Raw genomic sequence first — 15,270 nt, forward strand, 5'->3', positions numbered from 1 at the left:
CCGGCCGCGGACACGTTGGGTACAGATGCTGGTACGGGCTGTTTGTACCACGGTCAGGTCTGGCCTACGCCCATGGCTTCCGGCGCAATGAGACGTGCAATCGGCAAGTGCAGATTGATATTTGCGAATGAGCGCGGGAGTCAGTCTTGGCGTCGAGCAGGAAGTCCCACGCGGCCAGACCCTACCCGACCCGCCGCCGTGGCTGGCGGATCGCCACCCGGATGCGCCTCATCGTGGCGGCCCCCCTGGTCGCCGTGATGGGCTTCGCCGGCCTGGCACTGACCGAGAGCGCCCACCAGACCGCCCGGGCCAGCGACCTGGGGCTGCTGGCCCAGGTCGGCGTCGAGGCGGGCGACCTGGCCCACCGGCTGCAACACGAGCGCATCACCGCCGCGTACCTGCTGGCCGAGGGCAGCACGGCGCAGCAGGAGACCTTCGCCGCCGCGGCCGACGCCACCGACGCCGCCGTCGCCCACTACCGGCGGCAGCGTGCGAAGCTCCCCGCCGACCTCGACGCCGGCCGCGCCGTGCTGGCCCACATCGACGCCGCGCTGGCCGGCCTGCCACCGCTGCGCGCCCAGGTACGGACCGCCGCGCACGCCTCCGTGTCGGCGATGACCTTCAGCTATCGGATCGTCATCGCCGAACTGATCACCCTCCGCGAGAGCGTCACCCTGGGCGTGGTCGACGCGCGGATCGCCGACAGCATCCGCGCCTCCGCGGCGCTGTCCAAGGCGGCCGAGGCGGTCGGCCAACAGCAGGTCGCGGTCCTGCGGGCGATCACCGCCGGCCAGCTGACGCCCGCCCTCCAGCAGGACATCACCGCCGCCCGCACCGCCTTCACCGAGTCGGGCCTGTCCTTCCTGGCCCTCGCCCGGCCCGGCTGGCGGGCCTGGTGGGAGCAGGCCGGCAGCGGCGAGGACGCCGTGGCGCTGCAACGCATGCAGGACGAGGTGTCCCGGGCCGTCACCGGCAGCCAGCCGCGGCTGGGCCTCGACGCCTGGGTGACCGCCACCCAGCGGTGGTCCGTCCGGCTGGCCGAGGTGCGCCAGCGGGTCGACGCGGCGGTGCTCGGCGACATCCGCGTCGCGCACGCGGAGCAGCAGCGGCGCACCATCGCCGAGGCGGGCGCCGCGGTGGGCGCGCTGCTGCTCACCGCGCTGGTGACCTGGGCGGTGGCCCGGCGGATCACCCGCCGGCTGCGCCGGCTGCGCGACGCCGCCAACACCGTCGCGTACGACCAGCTGCCGCAGGTGGTGGCCCGGCTCCAGCACCCGGACAGCAGCGCGGTGGACCCGGACGAACTGGCCCGGCGGGAGAGCGCCGAGGCCCTGGAGGCGGCCAGCGGCGACGAGATCGGCGAGCTGGGGCAGGCGTTCAGCGCGGTGCACCGGGCGGCGGTGCGGACCGCCGCCGAGCAGGCGGTGATGCGGGCCAACACGGCGGACATCTTCATCCACCTCAGCCGCCGCGAGCAGCGGCTGGTCGACGCGGTGCTGGCCCAGGTCGACCGGGTCGAGCAGGACGAGACCGACCCGGAGCGGCTGCAACGGCTCTACACGCTTGACAACCTGGCCACCCGGATGGGCCGGATCAACGCCAGCCTGCTGGTGCTCGGCGGCGTGGGCGTCGGACGGGTGCGCCACCACGACGTACCGCTGCAACAGGTGCTCCAGGCGGCGCAGAGCCAGATCGAGCACTACGTCCGGATCCGCCTGGGCGCGGTCGACGGCGACGTCGCGGTCGCCGCGGACCCGGTCGACGAGGTCGTGCACCTGCTGGCCGAGCTGATGGACAACGCCACCGGGTACGCCCCGCCGGAGACCGACGCCTGGGTGACCGGTCGCAGCCTGGGCGACCGGGTGATCATCCAGATCAGCGACGAGGGTGTGGGGTTGACCCCGCAGCGGCGGCAGCAGCTCAACGAACTGCTCAGCCGCCCGCCCGCCATCGACGTCGCCGCCGTGCGGGCGATGGGCCTGGTCGTCGTCGGGCACCTCGCCGCGCGGCTGGGGGTGGCCGTCCAGCTCCGTCCCGGCCCACGCCGCGGCACCATCGCCGAGGTGGCGCTCCCGGCGACGATGATCCGGCCGCTGCCCCCGGAGGAGTACCTGCTCTCCCCCACCCGGCCGTCCCGGCGGGCGGCCCGGACGGCCACGGTGCCGCCGGTGGTCGACCGGGGCGCCCCGCTGCCCGCCGCCGCCGACCGGGCCGCCCCGCTGCCCTCGGCCGGCCGGGCGACGATCGACCGATCGCTGCCCGTGGCGCCGGTCTTCCGGCCCGCCGCGCCGGACGACGCCCCCACCGAAGAGCTCGTCATCTTCCACCAGGTCAACCACTGGTTCCAGGCGCACAGCCCGAACGGCGGGAACGGGACGCCGTGGGCCACCCCGGCCGACGACGCCTGGCGCACGGCCGCCCGGGCCGAGGCGCCCGAGGTCGTCACCACCACCTCGTCCGGGCTGCCCCGACGGCAGCCGCAACAGCAGCTCGTGCCGGGCGGCGTCACGGTCCCGCAGCAGCGCGGCACCGAGCACCGCGACCCGGCCCAGGTGGCCACCGCGATGGCCGCGTACGCGCGGGGCGTCGCCGGTCGGCGGCCGATGTTGACCAACAACTGATCCCCCAGGGAGAGCACGTGACCGACCACCAGGATCTCGGCTGGCTGCTGGACGCGTTCGCGGAACGAGCCAGCGAGGTCAGCCATGCGATCGCCATCTCCAGTGACGGCCTGATGGTGGCCGCCACCCGGGGGCTGCCGGCGGACCGGGCGGACCAGTTGGCGGCCACCGGCAGCGGGCTGGTCAGCCTGCTGCGCGGCGCGGCGGCCTTCTTCGACGCCGGCGCGGTGATCTCCAACGTCACCCAGTTGGAGGGCGGCTTCATGTTCTCCATGGCCTTCAACGACGGCGCGTCCCTGCTGGTGCTCGCCGATCCGCAGTGCGACGTCGGCAAGGTCTCCTACGAGATGACCGAGCTGGCGAACCGCATCGGCGACGCGCTGACCCCGGCGGCCCGGGCGGCGCTGAGCCGCAGCCGCTGACCGTCGCCGCTTACCCGCACATCCCATCCCTCGTAGGAGAACAGCATGTCCCTGAGCAATCCCCGGCGCCGACGCGCCTGCCTCGCGGCCCTGTCGGCGCTGATCCTGCTGCCGGCCGCCGGCTGCGCCGACGGCGAGCCCGCCGCCGGCCCCGGCAAATCGATCAAGATCGGCCTGCTGGCCTCGCTCTCCGGCACGTACCAGGCGGTCGGCAAGGAGATCCGCGACGGCTTCCAGCTCTACCTGTCCAGCCACGACGGCCGGCTCGGCGGCCACGAGGTGCAGCTCGTCGTCGCCGACGAGGGCAACGGCGCGGCCACCGCCGTGCCGGCCGCCACCAAGCTGCTCAAGCAGGACCGGGTGGCCGCGCTGACCGGCATCGTCGGCGGCGGCTCGGTGGCCGCGGTCTATCCGCTGCTCAACGAGACGAAGGTGCCGTTCGTCGGCTCCAACGGCCGTCCCGAGCTCAAGGACGTCTCCCGGGTCTGGCACACGTCCTACCTCTCCGACGAGCCGGGCGAGGCGATCGCCCAGCACGTGCGCGACAACGTCAAGGGCAGCGTGTACGCGATCGGCCCCGACTACCAGGGTGGCTGGGACGAGTTGCGCGGCTTCACCGACGCCTTCGTCAAGGCCGGCGGGAAGCTGGCCAACCCCGACGGCAAGACCACCTTCACCCCGTTCCCGGCCACCACCAACTTCACCCCGTACTTCGCGGGCATCAAGGCCTCCGGCGCGGAGGCCGTCTACACCTTCTACGCCGGCAGCGCGGCCGTCGACTTCGTCAAGCAGTACGCCCAGTCGGAGATCAAGGACATCCCGCTCTACGCCGCGGGCTTCCTGACCGAGGGCGGGGTGCTCGACGCGCAGGGCGACGCCGCCCGGGACATCTACTCGGTGCTCAACTACTCGCCGGACCTGGACAACGCCGAGAACCGCGACTTCGTGGCCGCCTGGAAGGCCAAGAACGACGGCTCCCCCACCACGTACGCGATGGCCTCCTACGACGCCGCCGCCGTGCTGGACCGGGCCATCGCCGCGGCCGGCGACAACCCCACGCCGGAGCGCATCAACGCGGCGATCGGCCAACTCGGCCAGATCTCCAGCCCGCGCGGCACCTGGCAGTTCTCGCCCAGCACCCACGCGCCGGTGCAGAAGTGGTATCTGCGCCAGGTCCGCCAGGACGGGCGGGCGTTGTCCAACACCGTCGTGGGTGACCTCGCCACCGTCGGCGGCTGACCCGGTGGCGGCCGACCTCGGGTTCGACCCGTACCTGGTGCCCGCCGTGGACGGGGTGGCCTACGGGTTGCTGGTGTTCGTCGCCGCGTCGGGGCTGGTGCTCTGCTTCGGCGTCGCCGACATCCTGAACCTGGCCCACGGCACCCTGTACGCCATCGGCGGCTACACCGCCGCCGCGCTGCTGGACGGCGGCTGGTCGAGCCTGGTGCTGGCCCTCGCCGTCGGGGTCGCCGCCGCCACCACCGCCGGCGCGCTGGTCGCCGTCCTGCTCACCCGGGCGGCCCGGCGCAACCACCTCACCCAGGCGCTGCTGACCTTCGGGCTGGCGCTGGTCGGGGGCAGCCTGCTGGTGAGCGCGTTCGGGCCGGACCAGCCACCGGTGCGGGTACCGGCCGCGCTGGACGGGTCGGTCGTCATCGCCGGGCACCGCTATGCGGCGTACCGGCTGGTCTTCATCGGGGTGGCCGCGCTCATCGCCGGCCTGCTGCACCTCGCGGTCCGCCGCACCCGGGCCGGCATGCTGGTCCGGGCGGCGGTCGACGACGCCGAGATGGTCGCCGTCCTCGGGGTGAACCCGGCCCGGGTCCGGGTCGGCGTGCTCGCCGCCGCCGGGGCGCTGGCCGGCGTCGCGGGGGTGCTCGGCGCCCCGATCATCGGCCCCGGACCCGGCACCGCCGACGTCGTGCTGCTGCTGTCCCTGGTGGTCGTGGTGCTCGGCGGGCTCGGGTCGATGGGCGGCACCCTGCTCGCCGCCCTGGCCGTCGGCCAGATCCAGACCCTCGGTGTCGCGCTCGCCCCGTCCGCCGCCCCCTTTCTCCTCTTCGCGGCGATGGCGGCGGTGCTCGCGGTGCGGGCCCGCGGCCTGGCCACCGCCCGGCGGGCGGCGTGATGCCGCGGGCGTTGCGCGCACTGCGGCGCGGCATCACCGCGGTCGTGCTGGTCGGCCTGGTGCTGGCGCCGTCCGCGGTCGACGACTACACCGTGGCGCTGCTCGCCCGGACGCTGGCGCTGGGCCTGGTGGCGGTGAGCGTCGCGCTGCTGACCGGCGTCGCCGGGCTGCCCACCCTCGGGCAGACCGCGCCCTACGCGGCGGGCGCCTACGCCAGCGTGGTGGTCGGCGGCCAGCTCTCCGACGTCGGCCTGGTGCACCTCGGCGTCGCCGCGGCGGCCGGGGCGGCGCTGGCCGCGGCCACCGTGCCGCTGGTGGTGTCGGCGCGCGGAGTGGTGGTCCTGATGATCACCCTGGCGGTGGGCGAGCTGGTGGTGACGATCGTCGGGCGGTGGCGGTCGGTGACCGGCGGCACCGACGGGCTGGCCGGCATCCCGCCGGTGCGTCCACTGTGGGGTCTGCCGGTGCTGGCCACCGACCGGGCGCGCTACCTGTACGCCCTGGTCGTGGTGGCGGTGCTGGTGGGCGTGGTGCTGCTGGTCCTGCGTACCCGGGTCGGGCTGCTGCTGCGCGCCGGCCGGGACGACGAGGCCCGGCTGCGGGCCAGCGGCCACCGGGTGGCGCTGCACGTCGCCGGCGTGCACGTCGCGGCGGGGGCGGTGGCGGGGGCCGCGGGTTCCCTGCTGGTGGTGGCCCAGCAGTACGTCTCGCCGGCCGACTTCGGCTTCGACACCTCGGCGCTGCTGCTGCTCGCGGTGGTCATCGGGGGCACCTGGTCGGTGGGCGGCGCGCTGATCGGCGCCGCGATCGTCATCGCCTCCCGGGACTGGCTCTTCGGCGTGCTGCCCGGGCAGGCGCCGCTGGTGCTGGGGCTGGCCTTCGTCGCCACCGTCTATCTGCTGCCCGGCGCCGGCCACCGGCCGCCGGCCGTGCGCGGCCGGCTGCTGCCGCCGGCCCTGACCCGCCGGCCCGTCCCGGACCGGCCCAGCCCGACGGGAGTACGCGCATGACACCGCTGTTGTCCGCCCACGGGGTCACCGTCCGGTACGGGTCGCTGGCCGCGCTGGACGGCGTCGACCTGCGCCTCGAACTGGGCCAGCGGCACGCCCTGATCGGTCCGAACGGCGCCGGCAAGACGACGCTGCTGGACGTGCTCGGCGGCCGTACCCGGCCGGCCGCCGGCCGGGTGCGGCTGGCCGGCCGGGACGTCACCCGGCTCGGCCCGGCCGCCCGGGCCCGCCGGGGCGTCAACCGGATCCACCAGCGTCCCGCCGGGTGGCCGACCCTCACCGTACGGGAGAACGTGCTGGTGGCCGCGCTGCCCCGGGCCGCGCCGACCCGGCGGTGGTGGCCGGGCGGCGCCCGCCGGGCCGCCGCCCGCACCACCGGCGCGATGCTGGAACGGGTGGGCCTGGCCGGCCTCGGTGGGACCCTGGCCGGGCACCTCGCCCACGGGCAGCGCCGGCAGCTCGAGATCGCCATGGCGCTGGCCGGTCGGCCCCGGGTGCTGCTGCTCGACGAACCGGCCGCCGGGCTGTCCGCCGTCGAGGTCGAGTGGCTGGTGGAGTTCCTGCGGGTGCTGCCCCGCTCGGTCGCGGTGCTGCTGGTCGAGCACCGGCTGGACCTGGTGTACGCGCTCAGCGACACGGTCACCGTGCTGCGCGACGGCCGGACGCTGGCCACCGGCACCCCGGCGGAGATCCGGGCCGCCGAGCCGGTCCGGCAGGCGTACGCCGAGGGGGTGGCGTGATGTTGCGGATCGACCGGGTCTGCGCGGGCTACGCCGGTGGCCTGGTGCTGCACGAGGCGAGCCTCGAGGTGGCCTCCGCCAGCGTGCAGGCGGTGCTGGGCCGCAACGGCGCGGGCAAGAGCACCCTGGTGCACACGGTCGCCGGCCTGTTGCGCCCGTACTCGGGGCGGATCGAGATCGGCGGCCAGCAGGTGGCCGGCTGGCAGCCGCACCTGATCGCCCGGTGCGGGGTCGGCCTGGTCCCGCAGGGCCGGCGGGTCTTCTCCCGGCTGTCGGTGGCCGAGCACCTCGCCCTGGCCGCCGCGCCGTGGCGGGCCGCGCCACCCGGCGGCGAGGGGTGGACGGTCGCCCGGATCCTGGACCTGCTGCCCCGCCTGGCGTTGCGCCTGCGCCACCGCGGCGACCAGCTCTCCGGCGGTGAGCAGCAGATGCTGGCGATCGCCCGGGCGCTGCTCGGCCAGCCGCACGTGCTGCTGCTCGACGAGCCGTGCGAGGGGCTCGCCCCCGAGCTGGCGGCGCGGATCCGAGATCTCGTCGGCACGCTGGCCCGGGGCGGGCTGGCCGTGCTGATCGTCGAGCAGCAGCTGCGGCACGCGCTGGAGATCGCCGACCGGATCGCGGTGCTGGAGTACGGCCGGGTGGTCTACGACCGGCCGTCGGACGAGGCCCGGGCCGATCCGGGCGCACTGGCGGCGATGCTCAGCGTCGCCGCGGCCGGGAAGCCGTCGGCCTCCCGGCCCGTGCCCGGCCCGCGTTCCGGGTCCGGGTCCCTCACCTGGACAGCTACGACAGGGATGAGCAGCGATGCCGACCGACCACGATGGCAGTGAGTACACCTTCGACAACGGCACCCCGGACGCGGTGCCCCAGCTGCGGGCGTTGGAGTCGTTCCTGGACCCGATCACCGCCCGCCGGCTGTCCCCGCCGGTGCTCACCCCCGGCGGCACCTGCTGGGAGGTCGGCGCCGGGGGCGGCTCGATCGCCCGCGGCATGGCGCGGGCGATCGGGCCCACCGGCCGGGTGCTGGCCACCGACATCGACACCGTGCACCTGACGGCCGCCGACAACCTCGACGTACGCCGGCACGACGTGCGCACCGAGCCGCTGCCCGGCGACGCCTTCGACCTGATCCACGCCCGGCTGGTGCTGCTGCACCTGCCGGAACGGCGGCGGGTGCTGGCCGCGCTGGCCGGCGGGCTGGCACCGGGGGGCTGGCTGGTCGTCGAGGAGTTCGACTGCACCGCGCCGCTGCGCGTGCTGACCGCGCCGAGCGACGACGCGGCGAAACTCTTCGCCGCGGTGACCGACGCGATGCTCGACGTCCTGCAGGGCAACGGCGCGGACCTGGCCTGGGCGCAGGACGTGCACGCCGAGCTGGTCGGTGCCGGGCTGGTCGAGGTGGACACGATCACCCACTCGCAGAGCTGGCCCGGCGGCTCCGCCGGGGCGTCGCTGTACGAGACGAACTCCCGCCAGCTGGAACCGCAACTGCTCGACGCGGGCCTGTCGCCGGGGCAGTTGGACGGGTTCCGCCGGCTGCTGCGGGATCCGGCGTTCAGCGTCATGTCCTACCAGTTCGTGTCGACGCGGGGCCGGCGACCGGTGGCGCAACCGCACGAGTGACGACGCGCGCCCGGTGGGTCAATGCCGCTGTGGCGAGTTGGACCGCCTCTGTTGCCCGACCGGCACGGGGGCGGTCCGTCGTCGGATGATCAACCCCGCCGGCTGCACGAAGATCGACCGTCGGGCCACCGCCTCGCCCTTGTCGTTGAGCTGGTACCCGTCGAGCCACACCCACCGGTCGTAGGTCGGCCAGTCGAGTACGCGGATCATCCGGAACATGATCGGGTTGACGAACTGCACGCTGGCCGCTCGGGTCACCCGCACCAGGTCGCCAGCCTGGAGCTGGGTCACCGAAGGTCCCTGACCCGTCGCCAGGCCAGGATCTGGGCACGCGAGAGCGCGACGCGGGGACACCAGCCGTCCGGATGGCACCAGGCACAGCGCTTGAAGGTGTGGTCATCGAGAACGAACCAGGCCACCTGCACCAGGAAGGGCACCTCGGGACGTTCGATCACGACCCATCACCGAGCCAGTGCCCCCGGTTGATCGGGACACGATGCCTGGCCCGGCACGGCAGCTCCGCGCCACACCGGCAGACCTTCCGCCACTTGGCCCAGGACCACACCGGCCGATGCCGCCTGGCCAGGGTTAGAGCCGTTGCCAACAGGTATTCGTCGTAGCGGACCATTGGCACCTCACAACCTACGTTACTAGGTATACCGGGTGTACCGACTATACCCCGTGTCGCCTGTCGTGGTGCCTTACGTGTTCTCTTGCGTGGGGAGGGCTACGGATGGCTGAGCCGCTGTATCAACAGATCGCCGACGACATCACGCGCCAGATCGAGTCCGGCGTGTTGAAGCCAGGCGACCGCCTGCCCAGCACCCGGCAGCTCTGCGACATCTACGAAGTCAGCGAGACGGTCATCCGCTTCGTCATGATCCAGCTCAAGGCGCGGAACCTCGTGTACGGGCAGCCGGGCCGAGGCGTCTACGTCAATCCCCCGGCAGACTAGATCCAAGGGAGGCGACGGGCAGCAGCGTCCGTCGCCCGTCAGCCTGCGTGAAGCTCCAGCCGCCCACCCTCGCTGATCGCGGTGGCCCACTCGGTAAGCGCCGGCTCGCTGAGCGGCCCACCCGCGTGCTCCTCTAAGGCGGGGTCCGACACCCGCTACATCTGCCGGTTCAGCACCCGCCACCGACGATCGTCGCGGGCCGAGTTGGAGGCGGAGCTAGCCGCCGAGCAGATCACCCCGAAGATGGCCGGAGCAGCCGAACGGAAGTGGCTGGGCGAGGCCGAGCAGTTGGAGCAGCAAGAACGGGAACTGTCCGCTCCGCCCGCGCTGGCCGCCTTCCTCGGGGCCGGGGGGACGTTCAGGCCCGCTGGGACGCTGCCCCGATGCCGGCCCGTCGGGCGGTCGCCCGGGAGGTCTTGTCGCCGGCCCTGCTCGGACAGCTCCGGGTCGATCGGGTGAACGACAAGATCATCAGGGTGAAGTGCACAAAGCAGAAGAACGCGGCCGAGTTCGAGCCGCTGTCGCTCGGGCTCGACACAGAAGGCGAGTCGGCCGTGTTGAAGCCGGCCACACCGGTCCGCTGGGAGGAGCAAGAGCGGATCATCGCCTGGATGGACGAACTCGGCCTCCCGCTCAACATCGGTGCCCGACCCGCACAGGAGGCGTTGACCAGGGCCGGACACGAGCTGGCCCGACGAGCAGTCGAGGACGCCAATCGGGAGCGCAAGACCCGGGCGCCCATCCCGAAGCCGACGGGCCCCAAGTAGGGGTATCGCGGCGGCCAGAGTAACCGGAGGGCACCGGTGACAAGACCCATACGACACGTGACGAGGGCTTCCCACGGCTGGCGGGAAGCCCTCGTCTTGTAGGTACCCGCCCGGTCTTCCCACGAGGAGCGGGAAGCGATGGGAAGACAGGCCCCGACGAGTACAGCGTGGCCGGTCAGAGCAATTGGAGGGCTTCCCGGGAAGCGATGGGAAGAGGCAGACAGCATGCACCGCCCCGTCCTCCCACCCGCCCCACACCCCCCGGAGGGGTGTGGGCGGGAAGGAAGGACGGGCATCGATTGAAGAGAAAACCTAGAGGTCAGACATCTCGCCTTGTGAGGAAGTTGGCCGCCGCGAGAACCAGACTGACCATGCCGGCGAACGTCCCAGCACCAGAGGCAAGGGCCTTACCGATACTCGGCTCGGTGGCCCAAGAGATCCAGCTTGCGATGGTTCCCGCGAGGCTGGCCGCCAAAACGACCACTACCAGCCACAGGAGACGGACGGCGAGAGCATTGTCCATTCGTAAAACCTCCACGGGACACACTTGTCCCACTCGCCGGGCTGGTGAGACCCGTAGGAAAGTGATAGCCGTGGTTGGTTCGGTTGACCTCGACTGTGCAGCTGTGCGGCAGACGCTCGCAAGCGATCGTGATGGCAGTCACCCATCGGATCTACGGCATCACTCGTCCCTGCCGCCGAGGAACCTGATAACCGTGAGGATCAGGAGCAGGGCACCAGCGAACGCGCCTGCACCAAACAGCAGCGCACCGCCGAGGTCGTGGTCGCCTAGCCAACGGATCACGCCGGCAGCGGTGCCGATGAAGGCGGCGACCAAGATCGCGATAGCCAGCCACTGGAGACGAGCGGCAATGTCATTCCCCATCGGGGAAAGCTCCCTTCGAGACAGACTCCTCCCTTGTGGAGGAAGTGCTGCCCCGCGCTCCGCCTTGCTTCGCAAGATGTCAGGCCTGGGTGGCCCACGTCAATAGGACTATGTCGCGGGTGAGCTGGGTCACGTTGCGCGTCAGCATGGAGCGAGCGCAGCTCGTTTTTTGGGCGACGCTGCCACGGGCGACCCCGCCACTCGTCCGCTCTTCTCTCTCTCCGGCAATCCGGGGGCCGACCCCTCCGCTGGCTCTTGTCGTCCCGTGGCCGGTCAGGGGGTATGTCGATAGCCCTCGGGCCCTGCTCGTTCGAGGACGAGCACGAGGACGGGAGGGGGCCTCGTCGGTACCGTCCCGCTGGCCGCCGCCCGGGGTCCCGCTGTCAGGCCTGGGGGTGTCCTCGCCGGCTGAGGCTCCCGAAGCCTCCCGATATTGCCCCGCGGCCCATTAGATCGACGTGTTCCCAGGGGGGCAAACGGGACTGCCGAACTGTTCCGTTCGTGGCGTCGGCGACGGTTACCGCTGAGTCACGTGCAGGCCAGCCGCGCGCAGCCGCAGCTCAAGCCGGCGTCCATGTCTGCGGCGAGGCGCCGGACGTGCGCTTACGTCAGGTTCCCGGATGTCCTCCAGCACAACAGGCCCGTCTTCGGACCGACCCGCCTCGGCCCGCCTGCGCTCGTTCGATGCGGGTCGACAACGTGCGGATAGCTCCCCGGAATCAGGTGCATGCCAAACGACACGCGGCGCGCCGCTGGCCGCGAGTCAGCCCGATCCCGGCGTGCGCAACGTCGGAGACGTACGGCGGCGATCCCGCCGCGACAATGCCAGAGATGAGGGTTCCCTTTCTCGACCTGCGGGCGCCGTACGTCGAGCTGCGCGCCGAGATCGACGCGGCCTACGCGCGGGTGATGGAGTCCGGCTGGCACGTGCTCGGGCCCGAGGTGGAAGCCTTCGAGGCCGAGTTCGCGGCCTACTGCGGGGCGGCCCACTGCGTGACGGTCGGCAACGGCTGCGACGCGCTGGAGCTGACGTTGCGGGCCCTCGGGATCGGGCCGGGCGACGAGGTGCTCGTGCCGTCCCACACGTTCATCGCGACGTGGTTCGCGGTGACGGCGGTCGGCGCCCGACCGGTCCCCGTCGAGCCGGACGAGAAGACGTTCACCATCGACCCCGGGCGCGCCGAGGCGGCGGTCACCCCGCGTACCCGGGCGATCCTGCCGGTGCACCTGTACGGCCAGCCGGCCGACCTGAGTTCGCTGCGCGGCGTCGCGGAGCGGTACGGCCTGGCCGTGGTCGAGGACGCCGCGCAGGCGGCCGGCGCGCGTCATCGGGGCGACCGGATCGGCGCCGGGTCGACGGCGGTCGCGTTCAGTTTCTATCCGGCCAAGAACCTGGGGGCGGCCGGGGACAGCGGCGCGGTGGTCACCGACGACGCGGCACTGGCCGACCGGCTCCGGCTGGTACGCGGCTACGGCGCCCGGGCGAAGTACCGGCACGAGGTGATCGGCACGAACTCCCGCACCGACGAGGTGCAGGCGGCGATCCTGCGGGTCAAGCTGCGCCACCTGGACGACTGGAACGCCCGCCGCGCCGCCGTGGCGCAGCGCTACCTGGATGAGCTGGGCGGCGCGGGTGACCTGCTGCTGCCGGCGGTCGCCTCGTGGGCGGAGCACGCCTGGCACCTGTTCGTCGTGCGCACCGACCGGCGCGCGGAACTGCGCGACCGGCTCGCCGCGGACGGCGTCGAGACGATCATCCACTACCCGACCGCCGTGCACCGCTCCCCCGCGTACGCCGATCTGGGCTGGCCGGCCGGGGCCTTCCCGCTCGCCGAGCGGCTGGCCGCCGAGGTGCTGAGCCTGCCGATCGGACCGCACCTGTCCGGCGAGCAGGCCGGCGCCGTGATCTCCGCCGTCCGCCGGGCCCGCTGACACCCGGCGGACGGCGGTCCCGCCACTGTGGCCGCCGTCCCGGCGGCTGTCGCCGGGCTATCGCCAGACGCCCACGAACAGCCCCCGGCCCGACGGCCCCCCGTCGAGGAGTTCCACCGTGCCGCCGGCGCGGCGGAAGGCGTCCTCGTACTGCTCCCGGGTGAACAGCGAGATGAGCAGGTCCTCGGTGAAGTGGCGCAGCCCGGTGTCGGCGTCGGCGACGGTGAAGTGCGCCGAGACGCGGGACGCGGCGCCCTCGCGGCGGGAGTGCGACACCCGCCCGATCACCCGCCCCTCGGTGCGGACCACGTCGCCGGTGACGTAGCCGTCGGCGAAGGTCTCCGGAAACCACCACGGCTCGACGACCACCACGCCGCCGGGGTTCAGGTGCGCGGCGAAACGGGCGAGCGTGGCGTCCAGCTCGGCGGTGCCGTGGGCGTGGCCGATGGAGCTGAACAGGCAGGTGATCGCGTCGAAGCGGCGGCCCAGCGCGAAGGAGCGCATGTCCGCCTGGTGCATGGTGAGCCAGGGTGACCTGCCGCGCCCGGCCTCGATCATGTCCCCGGACAGCTCCAGACCCTCGACGTGGTCGAAGAGGTCGTCGAAGTGGCGCAGGTGTTCGCCGGTGCCGCAGGCGACGTCCAGCAGCGAGCCGGCGTCGGGGTGCCGTTCGCGGATCACCTCCGCCACGCTGCGCGCCTCGGCGGCGTAGTCCCGGCCGCGGCCCCGGTAGATGGTGTCCCAGATCTCGGCCACTTCGCTGTCGTACATGTCGCGACTCCCGCCCGCCGGCATGGTTGCTGAAAAATAGAGGCGATTGCAGGGTATCGATGATGGCGGCACCCGTATTCGGGTGCGGAGCACACCGCATTCTGCGAGAAGGCCGCGCCGCAATCATGGAGATGTGCGGCCACGGCGGTCATGCCAGGCTCGGATGAGCTGACGTGTCAATTGCCGCCTTCGGCGGTCTCTCCGCATTCCGGGAATCCTTGAGGGAGTCGACCGTGACAACCAGCCAGACACCGACGACAGAGGATCTCGTCCGCCGCGCCGCAGAGCTGGTTCCGCTGCTGCGGAAGCGGGCGAACTGGATGGAGGAGAACCGCCGACTGGCGGACGACGTGCTCGACGGGCTCGCGGACGCGGGCGTGTTCAAGATGCGCGTTCCGGCCCGGTACGGCGGCTACGAGTCCGACGTGCGCACGGTGTCCCGGGTGGTCGCCGAGCTCGCCCGCGGCGACGGCTCCACCGCCTGGACGGTGGCCGTGTGGAACATCAGCACCTGGATCGCCGGCCTGTTCCCGGACGCCACCCAGGACGAGATCTTCTCCGGGCCGGACGTGCGGGTGTGCGGCATCCTGAGCCCGACCGCCACCGCGGTACCGGTCGACGGCGGCGTCATCGTCAACGGCAAGTGGGCCTTCAACTCCGGGGTGCAGCAGAGCCACTGGAACACCAACGCGGTGATCCTGCTCAAGCCCGGCGGCGAACCCGAGCCGATCATGACGGCCATCCCGATCAAGGAACTGGAGATCGTCGACGACTGGTACACCTCGGGCCTGCGCGGCTCGGGCAGCGTCAGCACGGTCGCCCGGGACGTGTTCGTGCCGCGCGAGCGGTTCCTGTCGATGGGCCCGGTGCTGCACGAGCAGTACTCCTCCGAGCGCAACGCCGCCACCCCGATCTTCCGGGCGCCGTTGCTGCCCACCGCCTGTTCGACGGTCAGCGGCACCGCCCAGGGCCTGGCGAAGGCGGCCATCGAGGCGTTCCACGAGCGGCTGCCCGGCCGGAAGATCTCCTACACCGGGTACGCCGAGCAGCGCGAGGCGCCGCTGACCCACCTGCAGGTCGCCGAGGCCACCGTGAAGTCCGACGAGGCGGAGTTCCACGCCCAGCGCGCGGCCACGCTGGTGGACGTCAAGAGCCTCAACGGCGAGTCGTGGACGACCGAGGAGCGGGCCCGGGTCCGGTTGGACATGGGCGCGGCCTGCCAGCGGGCCAAGGAGGCGGTGGAGGTGCTCAACACCGCCAGCGGCGGCTCGTCGATCTACAGCCACGTGCCGATCCAGCGCATCCTGCGCGACGTGCAGGCGCTCAACCTGCACGGCGTGATGCACCCGAACACGAACTACGAGCTGTACGGCCGCGTCCTGTGCGGCCTGGAGCCCAACACCCACTACCTGTGA

Annotated in this window: 17 protein-coding genes; 12 read left to right on the top strand and 5 right to left on the bottom strand. The window is 72.7% G+C overall.

Features of this window, described 5'->3' with window-relative positions:
* Positions 1–146: 146 nt before the first annotated feature.
* The 8 genes from K7640_RS02490 to K7640_RS02525 are packed head-to-tail and all read left to right on the top strand — an operon-like array spanning position 147 to position 8,544.
* Positions 147–2,621 (top strand): nitrate- and nitrite sensing domain-containing protein, encoded by a 2,475-nt coding sequence (locus K7640_RS02490; RefSeq protein WP_222952995.1) that lies wholly within the window; start codon positions 147–149, stop codon positions 2,619–2,621.
* Positions 2,622–2,638: 17 nt separating this feature from the next.
* On the top strand, positions 2,639–3,043 hold the full coding sequence (locus K7640_RS02495; protein ID WP_222952996.1) for a roadblock/LC7 domain-containing protein: 405 nt from the start codon (positions 2,639–2,641) through the stop codon (positions 3,041–3,043).
* A 45-nt stretch (positions 3,044–3,088) separates the two neighbouring features.
* Positions 3,089–4,282: an ABC transporter substrate-binding protein gene (locus tag K7640_RS02500; RefSeq protein ID WP_222952997.1), complete on the top strand. Its 1,194-nt coding sequence runs from the start codon at positions 3,089–3,091 to the stop codon at positions 4,280–4,282.
* Positions 4,257–5,171 (top strand): branched-chain amino acid ABC transporter permease, encoded by a 915-nt coding sequence (locus K7640_RS02505; protein ID WP_308042421.1) that lies wholly within the window; start codon positions 4,257–4,259, stop codon positions 5,169–5,171. The genes K7640_RS02500 and K7640_RS02505 overlap by 26 nt, the downstream gene beginning before the upstream one ends.
* A gap of 11 nt (positions 5,172–5,182) precedes the next feature.
* On the top strand, positions 5,183–6,181 hold the full coding sequence (locus K7640_RS02510; protein WP_222952998.1) for a branched-chain amino acid ABC transporter permease: 999 nt from the start codon (positions 5,183–5,185) through the stop codon (positions 6,179–6,181).
* Entirely contained in the window at positions 6,178–6,921 is a 744-nt protein-coding gene (locus K7640_RS02515; protein ID WP_222952999.1) for an ABC transporter ATP-binding protein, read from the top strand. The genes K7640_RS02510 and K7640_RS02515 overlap by 4 nt, the downstream gene beginning before the upstream one ends.
* Complete coding sequence (locus K7640_RS02520) at positions 6,921–7,751, top strand: ABC transporter ATP-binding protein (protein ID WP_222953000.1); 831 nt, start codon at positions 6,921–6,923, stop codon at positions 7,749–7,751. Before K7640_RS02515 ends, K7640_RS02520 begins: the two co-directional genes overlap by 1 nt.
* Positions 7,726–8,544, top strand: a complete 819-nt coding sequence (locus K7640_RS02525) for a methyltransferase domain-containing protein (RefSeq protein ID WP_222953001.1) — start codon at positions 7,726–7,728, stop codon at positions 8,542–8,544. Before K7640_RS02520 ends, K7640_RS02525 begins: the two co-directional genes overlap by 26 nt.
* Before the next feature lie 18 nt (positions 8,545–8,562).
* Here the strand turns inward: K7640_RS02525 and K7640_RS02530 are convergent, their stop codons facing one another.
* Complete coding sequence (locus tag K7640_RS02530) at positions 8,563–8,835, bottom strand: hypothetical protein (protein ID WP_222953002.1); 273 nt, start codon at positions 8,833–8,835, stop codon at positions 8,563–8,565.
* Positions 8,832–8,999, bottom strand: a complete 168-nt coding sequence (locus tag K7640_RS02535; RefSeq protein WP_222953003.1) for a hypothetical protein — start codon at positions 8,997–8,999, stop codon at positions 8,832–8,834. Before K7640_RS02535 ends, K7640_RS02530 begins: the two co-directional genes overlap by 4 nt.
* A 278-nt stretch (positions 9,000–9,277) precedes the next feature.
* Between K7640_RS02535 and K7640_RS02540 the strand changes: the two genes are divergently transcribed.
* Both K7640_RS02540 and K7640_RS02545 read left to right on the top strand, forming a co-directional pair.
* The gene (locus K7640_RS02540) at positions 9,278–9,499 is read left to right on the top strand and encodes a winged helix-turn-helix domain-containing protein (protein WP_222953004.1); all 222 of its coding nucleotides are present in this window, start codon (positions 9,278–9,280) and stop codon (positions 9,497–9,499) included.
* Between the two features lie 455 nt (positions 9,500–9,954).
* Positions 9,955–10,266 (top strand): hypothetical protein, encoded by a 312-nt coding sequence (locus K7640_RS02545; protein ID WP_222953005.1) that lies wholly within the window; start codon positions 9,955–9,957, stop codon positions 10,264–10,266.
* A gap of 319 nt (positions 10,267–10,585) precedes the next feature.
* Here K7640_RS02545 and K7640_RS02550 read toward each other — a convergent pair whose 3' ends face one another.
* A complete protein-coding gene (locus K7640_RS02550; RefSeq protein ID WP_222953006.1) occupies positions 10,586–10,789 on the bottom strand; it encodes a hypothetical protein in 204 nt (67 codons plus the stop codon).
* Between the two features lie 159 nt (positions 10,790–10,948).
* Positions 10,949–11,152, bottom strand: a complete 204-nt coding sequence (locus tag K7640_RS02555) for a hypothetical protein (RefSeq protein ID WP_222953007.1) — start codon at positions 11,150–11,152, stop codon at positions 10,949–10,951.
* 831 nt (positions 11,153–11,983) lie between these two features.
* Between K7640_RS02555 and K7640_RS02560 the strand changes: the two genes are divergently transcribed.
* Complete coding sequence (locus K7640_RS02560; protein ID WP_305072180.1) at positions 11,984–13,084, top strand: DegT/DnrJ/EryC1/StrS aminotransferase family protein; 1,101 nt, start codon at positions 11,984–11,986, stop codon at positions 13,082–13,084.
* 57 nt (positions 13,085–13,141) lie between these two features.
* Here K7640_RS02560 and K7640_RS02565 read toward each other — a convergent pair whose 3' ends face one another.
* Positions 13,142–13,855: a class I SAM-dependent methyltransferase gene (locus K7640_RS02565; RefSeq protein WP_222953009.1), complete on the bottom strand. Its 714-nt coding sequence runs from the start codon at positions 13,853–13,855 to the stop codon at positions 13,142–13,144.
* A 233-nt stretch (positions 13,856–14,088) separates the two neighbouring features.
* Here K7640_RS02565 and K7640_RS02570 point away from each other — a divergent pair, with 233 nt between their 5' ends.
* Positions 14,089–15,270 carry an acyl-CoA dehydrogenase family protein gene (locus K7640_RS02570; protein WP_222953010.1) on the top strand — a complete coding sequence of 394 codons (1,182 nt, stop codon included), beginning with the start codon at positions 14,089–14,091 and terminating at the stop codon, positions 15,268–15,270.

The organism is Micromonospora sp. PLK6-60, assembly GCF_019890675.1.
Taxonomy (GTDB): Bacteria; Actinomycetota; Actinomycetes; order Mycobacteriales; family Micromonosporaceae; genus Micromonospora.

Coding starts and splice junctions, on each gene's coding strand:
- K7640_RS02500 (WP_222952997.1), top strand. CDS start 3,089: ATGTCCCTGAGCAATCCCCGGCGCCGACGCGCCTGCCTCGCGGCCCTG.
- K7640_RS02515 (WP_222952999.1), top strand. CDS start 6,178: ATGACACCGCTGTTGTCCGCCCACGGGGTCACCGTCCGGTACGGGTCG.
- K7640_RS02520 (WP_222953000.1), top strand. CDS start 6,921: ATGTTGCGGATCGACCGGGTCTGCGCGGGCTACGCCGGTGGCCTGGTG.
- K7640_RS02525 (WP_222953001.1), top strand. CDS start 7,726: ATGCCGACCGACCACGATGGCAGTGAGTACACCTTCGACAACGGCACC.
- K7640_RS02540 (WP_222953004.1), top strand. CDS start 9,278: ATGGCTGAGCCGCTGTATCAACAGATCGCCGACGACATCACGCGCCAG.
- K7640_RS02550 (WP_222953006.1), bottom strand. CDS start 10,789: ATGGACAATGCTCTCGCCGTCCGTCTCCTGTGGCTGGTAGTGGTCGTT.
- K7640_RS02555 (WP_222953007.1), bottom strand. CDS start 11,152: ATGGGGAATGACATTGCCGCTCGTCTCCAGTGGCTGGCTATCGCGATC.
- K7640_RS02560 (WP_305072180.1), top strand. CDS start 11,984: ATGAGGGTTCCCTTTCTCGACCTGCGGGCGCCGTACGTCGAGCTGCGC.
- K7640_RS02565 (WP_222953009.1), bottom strand. CDS start 13,855: ATGTACGACAGCGAAGTGGCCGAGATCTGGGACACCATCTACCGGGGC.